This is a genomic window from Burkholderia aenigmatica, assembly GCF_902499175.1.
Lineage (GTDB): Bacteria > Pseudomonadota > Gammaproteobacteria > Burkholderiales > Burkholderiaceae > Burkholderia > Burkholderia aenigmatica.
Genome location: NZ_CABVQC010000062.1, coordinates 52,561 through 59,279 on the forward strand (window position 1 = coordinate 52,561; position 6,719 = coordinate 59,279).

Annotated in this window: 5 protein-coding genes; 1 reads left to right on the forward strand and 4 read right to left on the reverse strand. The window is 67.1% G+C overall.

The features are described from left to right. Positions 1 to 62 precede the first annotated feature (62 nt). The 4 genes from BDO18943_RS32765 to BDO18943_RS32780 form a co-directional block, all read right to left on the reverse strand. A complete protein-coding gene (locus BDO18943_RS32765) occupies positions 63 to 1,778 on the reverse strand; it encodes a cation:proton antiporter domain-containing protein (RefSeq protein ID WP_043183507.1) in 1,716 nt (571 codons plus the stop codon). 205 nt (positions 1,779 to 1,983) lie between these two features. Beyond that, the gene (locus BDO18943_RS32770) at positions 1,984 to 3,396 is read right to left on the reverse strand and encodes a c-type cytochrome (protein ID WP_175025553.1); all 1,413 of its coding nucleotides are present in this window, start codon (positions 3,394 to 3,396) and stop codon (positions 1,984 to 1,986) included. Beyond that, positions 3,393 to 5,171 (reverse strand): GMC family oxidoreductase, encoded by a 1,779-nt coding sequence (locus tag BDO18943_RS32775; protein ID WP_043183504.1) that lies wholly within the window; start codon positions 5,169 to 5,171, stop codon positions 3,393 to 3,395. The genes BDO18943_RS32770 and BDO18943_RS32775 overlap by 4 nt, the downstream gene beginning before the upstream one ends. Beyond that, positions 5,171 to 5,908 (reverse strand): gluconate 2-dehydrogenase subunit 3 family protein, encoded by a 738-nt coding sequence (locus tag BDO18943_RS32780; RefSeq protein ID WP_043183503.1) that lies wholly within the window; start codon positions 5,906 to 5,908, stop codon positions 5,171 to 5,173. The genes BDO18943_RS32775 and BDO18943_RS32780 overlap by 1 nt, the downstream gene beginning before the upstream one ends. Before the next feature lie 600 nt (positions 5,909 to 6,508). Between BDO18943_RS32780 and BDO18943_RS32785 the strand changes: the two genes are divergently transcribed. Then, on the forward strand, positions 6,509 to 6,694 hold the full coding sequence (locus tag BDO18943_RS32785; protein WP_175025554.1) for a hypothetical protein: 186 nt from the start codon (positions 6,509 to 6,511) through the stop codon (positions 6,692 to 6,694). Positions 6,695 to 6,719 lie beyond the last annotated feature (25 nt).

The window sequence follows — 6,719 nt, forward strand, 5'->3', positions numbered from 1 at the left end:
GGGGCCGGCGGCCGCCCGGGCCGCCGCGCCCTGCCCGGTGCGCGGCGCGATGCCGCGTGCGGTCAATGCGCGGCCGCAGCCGGCTTCACCATCCGGCCGAGCACGTGCTCGGTCATCCCGCGCGCGAGCTCGGTCTCGCCCATGAACACGGTGCCGATGCCCTCGTTCGACAGCAGCGCGGCCTCGTCGCCGCTGTTGGTACACAGCACGACTTCGAGCGTCGGGTTGAGCGTGCGCGAGATTTCGACGATCTGCCGCACGTCGAACACGTCGGGCAGCGTGACGACCAGCATCCCGGCGCGCGCGATATGTGCCTGCACGAGCACGATCGGCTCGATCGCATCGCCCGACACGGCCGCGACGCCTTCCTCGCGCAGCTTCTCGACGAGCTCGCGATTCTGCTCGACGACGACATACGCGATGCCGCGCTCGTCCAGCGCGTGCGCGATCCGTGTGCCGACCTTGCCGTAGCCGACGATCACGACCTGCCCGGTCAGGTGCGTCTGCGGCGTCGACATCGGCAGCGCGGCGAGCGGATCGTCACGGGCCTCGAGCTTGCGCGCGAACGCCGAATGCTTGCGGATCCACGCGAGCGCCGGATCGATCATCGCGAACAGCAGCGTATTCATCGCGATCGAGATCAGCGCAACCGCCAGAATCAGGCTCTGCCCCTCGGCCGACAGCAGCCCCAGCGCGCGGCCGAGCCCCGCGAGGATGAACGAGAACTCGCCGATCTGCGCGAGACCCGCGCCGACCGTCAGCGCGGTATTCAGCGGATAGCGGAACGCGATCACGAGCGCGACCGCCGCGAGCGTCTTGCCGACCAGCACGATCGCCGCAACCTCGATCACGTGCAGCGGCTCCGCGAGCAGAATCTTCGGGTCGAACAGCATCCCGACCGAAATGAAGAACAGCACCGAGAACGCATCGCGCAACGGCAGCGTCTCGTCGGCCGCGCGCCGGCTGAATTCCGACTCGCGCATCATCATCCCGGCGAAGAACGCGCCAAGTGCGAACGACACGTCGAACAGCTTCGCCGCGCCGAACGCGATGCCGACCGCGGCCGCGATCATGCACAGCGTGAACAGCTCGCGCGAACCCGTGCGCGCGACGAGCCACAGAATGCGCGGAAACACGCGCTTGCCGACCACCAGCATCAATGCGATGAACGCCGCGACTTTCAGCATCGTGACGCCGAGCGTGCTCCACACGCTGCCGCCGGCCGCATGCGCGTCGCCGGGCGGCGTGCCGCCGAGCAGCCCCGCGACGGGCGGCAGCAGCACCAGCACGAGCACCATCACGAGATCCTCGACGACGAGCCAGCCGACCGCGATGCGCCCGTTGACCGTCTCGACCAGCCCGCGCCCTTCGAGTGCGCGCAGCAGCACGACGGTGCTCGCGACCGACAGCGCCAGCCCGAACACGAGCGCCGCACCGACGCTCCAGCCCCAGGTGAGCGCGAGCCCGCCGCCGAGCAGCGTGGCCACCGTAATCTGGACGATCGCGCCCGGCAGCGCGATCTTGCGCACGGCGAGGAGATCGCCGAGCGAGAAATGCAGGCCGACGCCGAACATCAGCAGCATCACGCCGACTTCGGCGAGCTGCTGCGCGAGCGACAGGTCGCCGACGAAACCGGGTGTACCGGGACCGATGACGATCCCGGCGAGCAGATAGCCGACGAGCGGCGGCATTTTCAGCAGTGACGCGAAATAACCGAAGACCATCGCGAGACCGAAACCGGCCGCGAGCAACGCAATCAGGCTGACGTCATGAGGCATCCCCCCTCCCGAGTTCTTGTAACTATTTAGTAAGGTTCAAGAACGAAGGATAAGGGATGAGGCGGAAAAATGGCGCGCCACCGCGAAAATTTCACGCGGTGGCGCGCCTTTGCGGGGTGCAACCCCGGCGAAATGAAAGGCGCCGCGCGGGTGCGGCGGCGCCTTGAAGCACATCGGACGGCGGGGCTGGCGCCCCACCGCCCCGTCAGCGCGACGCTTGCGGGAAGCGCGCGCCCGGCGGCGGCTCGGGCCGGGTCGACGGCACGCTCTTGCGCACCTTCGCGACCTGCGCGGCCGTCACCTGCGCCCCCGTGTTGCCCCAGCTCGCGCGCACGAAGTTCGACACGTCCGCGACTTCCTGGTCCGACAGGCGCCAGCCGAACGGCGGCATCGTGAACGTCGACGGCGCGGTACGCGTGCCCTCCAGCGCACTGCCTTCCAGCACGACGTGGATCAGCGAGGTCGGATCGTCACCCTGCACGACCGGGTTGCCGGCGAGCGCCGGGAACACGCGCGTGTAGCCATGGCCGTCGCTGCGGTGGCAGGCCATGCAGTTGTCGCGATAGACGGCCGCGCCCGGCTTGCTTGCATCGCCGGTCTGCAGCGCCTTCGCGGCAGCCGCGTCGTACACGTGCGGCTGTTCGCCCTGCACGCGCGGCGGCAGCGTCTTCAGGTAGCGTGCGATCGCGTTCAGGTCGTCGTCGGTCATGTGCTGCATGCTGTGACCGACCACGTCCGTCATCCCGCCGAACGCGGCCGTGCGCAGCGTGCGGCCCGTCTTCAGGAACTGCACGATCTCGGTTTCCGTCCACGTGCCGAGGCCCGTGCGCGGCTCGCCGCGCAGGCTCGTCGGCACCCAGCCGTCGATCGCCGCGCCGCCGGCCAGGAAGTCGAGGCCGCCGGCATCCGTCAGCGCACGCTCCTGCATCGTCACCGCGCGCGGCGTATGGCACGCGCCGCAGTGGCCGAGACCCTGCACGAGATACGCGCCACGCGCGACCACCGGATCGGTGTACGGCGCCGCGTCGAACGGCTTCGGCGTCGGCGCGAACATCTTGCGCCAGATCCCGAGCGGCCAGCGCATCGACAGCGGCCACACGATGTCGACCGCGCGGTTCTCGTGCTCGACGGGCGCGACGCCGTGCATGAAGTACGCGTACAGCGCCTTCATGTCGTCGTCGGTCAGGCGTGCATACGACGGGAACGGCATGGCCGGATACATCGTGTCGCCGTTCTTGCGCACGCCCTCGCGCACCGCGCGCGTGAAGTCCTCGACCGTCCAGCCGCCCAGGCCCGTTTTCGGATCCGGCGTGATGTTCGTCGAATAGATCCCGCCGATCGGCGTATCGAATTTCAGCCCGCCCGCGAACGGCTTGCCGCCGCTCGCGGTGTGGCACGCGATACAGTCGCCCGCTCGCGCGAGGTATTCGCCGCGCTTGATCAGGGCCGCGTCGGCGGATTGGGCCGCGGGTGCGGCCGACGGGCCGGAAGCCGCCGCGGGCGCTGCCGGCTGCGCGAAGGCCGTCGAGCCCGCGAAGCCGAACGCGGCCCAGGCCGCACCGGCCGCCAGCGCGCGCGACATCCGGCGCGCGACGTTGTGGTTCATCGTCGTCTTCATACGGTCACCAGTGGCGCGGGATTTTTCAGGTATTGCTCGCGGATCGCACGCGCCGACCAGTAGGCCAGCGCCGCGATGATCCCGGTCGGGTTGTAGCCGATGCCCTGCGGCAGCGCCGATGCGCCCATCACGAACACGTTGTGCACGTCCCAGCATTGCAGGTAGCGGTTCAGCACGCTCGTCTTCGGGTCGGTGCCCATGATCGCGCCGCCGACGAGGTGGGTCGTCTGGTATGCGCGCGAATCGAAGTGCTTGCCGAACTCGCGCGTCGACACGCCGATCGCCTTCGGGCCCATCGCCTCCGCGATCTTCTTCATCTGCCCGGTCACGTACTGCGCCATCTTGATGTCGTTGTCCTTCCAGTCGAACGTCATCCGCAGCAGCGGCTGGCCGTACGAATCGCGATAGGTCGGATCGAGGTCGAGATAGACGTCGCGGTACGACATGTTGGTGCCGTGCGCGTCCATCGAAATCGTGTGCGCGTAGTTGTCCTTGACGGCCTTCTTCCACGCCGAGCCCCACTGCGGCGTGCCGGGCGGCGTCGCAATGCCGCTGATCGGCTTCACGCCGGCCTGGTTCACCCACAGCGGCGAGCCGCCGACGAAGCCGAGCGGGCCGTGGTCGAAGTTGTCCGCGTTGAAGTCATCGACCGCGACGCCGTTGCCGCCCGCGCCGACGAACGGGTTCGTGTAGGTGTCCTTGTCGAAGAACGCCTTGATCGTCGACAGGTTCTGGTACGCGAAATTGCGGCCCACGACGCCTTCGCCCGAGATCGGGTCGTACGGCTTGCCGATGCCCGACAGCAGCAGCAGATGCACATTGTGATACTGGAACGCGGCCACGATCACGAGATCGGCCGGCTGGTGCACTTCACGCCCGGCCGGGTCGACGTAGGTGACGCCCGTCGCGCGCTTCTTCGTGTCGTCGAGGTCGACGCGCAGCACGTGGCACTTCGAGCGCAGCTCGAAGTTCGGCGCCTGCTTCAGCGCGGGCAGGATGTTCAGGTTCGGCGACGCCTTCGAGTACATGTAGCACGCGTAGCCGCTGCAGTAGCCGCAGAAGTTGCACGGGCCCATCTGCACGCCGTACGGGTTCGTGTACGGCCCCGACGTGTTCGCCGACGGCAGCCGGTACGGATGCAGGCCGAGCGATTTGGCCGCGTCGGAGAAACGCTGCGCCGAATAGGTATTGAGCTGCGCGGGCAGCGGGAAGTTGTCGCTGCGATTCGCTTCGAACACGTTGCCGTCGCCGACCACCTTGCCGCCGACCTTGTACGCCTGCCCCGACGTGCCGAACACCTTCTCGGCGAAGTCGAAATACGGCTCGAGTTCGTCGTAGGTCACGCCCGTGTCCTGGATCGTCATTCCTTCCGGGATGAACTTCTTGCCGTAGCGCTCTTCATAATGGCTGCGCAGGCGCAGCTCTTCCGGCGTGATCCGGAAATGCACGCCCGACCAGTGCAGCCCCGCGCCGCCCACGCCTTCGCCCGGCAGGAACGCGGCGAGTTGCCGGTACGGCAGCGCGGTGTCCTGCAGGCCGTGGCGGATCGACACGGTCGTCTTCGACAGGTCGAGGAACAGCTTCTTGCGGATGTTGTAGGTCAGCTCGTCGATCGTGTTCGGATACGCGCCGTCCGGATAGGTGTCGCGATACTCGCCACGCTCGAGCGCGACGACGTTCAGGCCCGCTTCGGTCAGTTCCTTCGCGAGAATCGCGCCGGTCCAGCCGAAGCCGACGATCACCGCATCGACATGCGGCTTTTTCTCTGCGGCCATCAGCTGCGCTCCCCGTTGATCGAGACGGGGCCGTACGGATAGGGCTTGCCGCTCTGGTTGACGAAATCCATGAAGTCCGCGCGCGCACCCGGAAAGCCGATCATCTTCCACGCAGCCATGTCGTGATTGCCGCCATGCACCGGATCGCAGAAGTAGCCTTCGCGCGTGTTCTGCAGCAGCTGGCCGAAGAACACGCCGGGCGGCACGTCGTCGATCTGCGCGCCCCCCTTCTCCAGCGCGCCGAGCACGGTGTCGCGCGTCGGCGCGTCGAGATCCGCGAACGCCTTGCCGTGGGTCTTCTCGCAATAGCGATTGACCGCCGCGATGCCGAGCCGGTAGATGTCGCGCGGCACCAGCTTCAACTGATAGCCGAGCTCGGGCACGCCCTGCTGGAACGGCCCCTGCATGTACCAGGTCGCGCCGTGCGCATACGGCGTCTCCATCTGGCGGTCGATGAAATCAGGCACGCCCGATTCGAGCGCGCCGGGGCCTTCGGCGTCGGCCGGAATCAGCCGGTCGACGGCGGCCTGGACGAACGCCCATTCCTTCGCATCGAAGAAGGTCGGCTTGTACGGAGCGCGTTCGGCGTTGGCCGATGCGCCGGGCGCGTTGCCGGTCGTCGCGGACTGCGACGACGAGCGCAGGTCGCAGCCGGCGACCGACGCGATCGGCACGAGCGCGACCGACGTGCGCAGGAAACGGCGGCGCGAGTTGGGTTTGTCAGGTGGCGTGGACATGGTCGGATGTTGATCGTTGGGGATCGGGGCCCGGACGCGCGCACTCCGCATGCGGCACGTCCGGCATGGCAGCCGTGCCGCACGCGGCTGGCCGTCCTGTTCTTTCGTCTGTTGCGAACAACCTCGATGCAGGCACCGCTCGTGCAACGCGCGGCAGCGCCTTCATGCAGCCGCGCAGCGCGCCAGTTCAGGCTGCACCGCACGGGTCGACCTCTCGCGGGCCTTATCGTCTGACAAATACCGGCATCTGCCCGCATTTGCCCCTCATCGCTCATGACCCTCATTCAACTTAGACGCGACGTTTGCCGACAGCAAGCGCGACGTGCACGACCCTCTTTCGGATCCGGCGACAAGAGCCGCGGATTATATATGGAACCGGTTCCAATAAAAGAGGCGTCAATGCAATTCAATGCATTGAAAATCGCAACAATTGAAAAATCCGGAAGCCAGAATGCACAAGGATCGCGCGATTACCGGGCGATGTGCGTGTCAGGCAAAGGATTGTTGTGCGTCGAGCGTGACCGAAGGCTGTCTCTTTCCAGCCACATGGGGCATCCGAGGGAGCCGGTTCGCATGGCGGCCGGATAGCCTCCGCGCGTCATGCGTACCTGGAAGAAAGAACTGGCGGCGCCCGTCATCACGTGCATCTCGCCGGACATCCGGACTGCGCTGGCCATCGGCACGCACGGCGGCGTGCCCGTGATGCTCGACGTCGACGTGAAGCGCATGCATCGCCCCCCGCGGCAAAATAGTTGTCGCCCCGATAGAAACTTGAATCTTTCCTGAATTCAAGTTTCGTAGATGGTGGTGG

What these genes read in the sequence shown, in the direction of transcription:
- BDO18943_RS32780 (WP_043183503.1), bottom strand. Translation starts at nt 5,908, where the DNA reads ATGTCCACGCCACCTGACAAACCCAACTCGCGCCGCCGTTTCCTGCGC.
- BDO18943_RS32765 (WP_043183507.1), bottom strand. Translation starts at nt 1,778, where the DNA reads ATGCCTCATGACGTCAGCCTGATTGCGTTGCTCGCGGCCGGTTTCGGT.
- BDO18943_RS32770 (WP_175025553.1), bottom strand. Translation starts at nt 3,396, where the DNA reads ATGAAGACGACGATGAACCACAACGTCGCGCGCCGGATGTCGCGCGCG.
- BDO18943_RS32775 (WP_043183504.1), bottom strand. Translation starts at nt 5,171, where the DNA reads ATGGCCGCAGAGAAAAAGCCGCATGTCGATGCGGTGATCGTCGGCTTC.
- BDO18943_RS32785 (WP_175025554.1), top strand. Translation starts at nt 6,509, where the DNA reads ATGCGTACCTGGAAGAAAGAACTGGCGGCGCCCGTCATCACGTGCATC.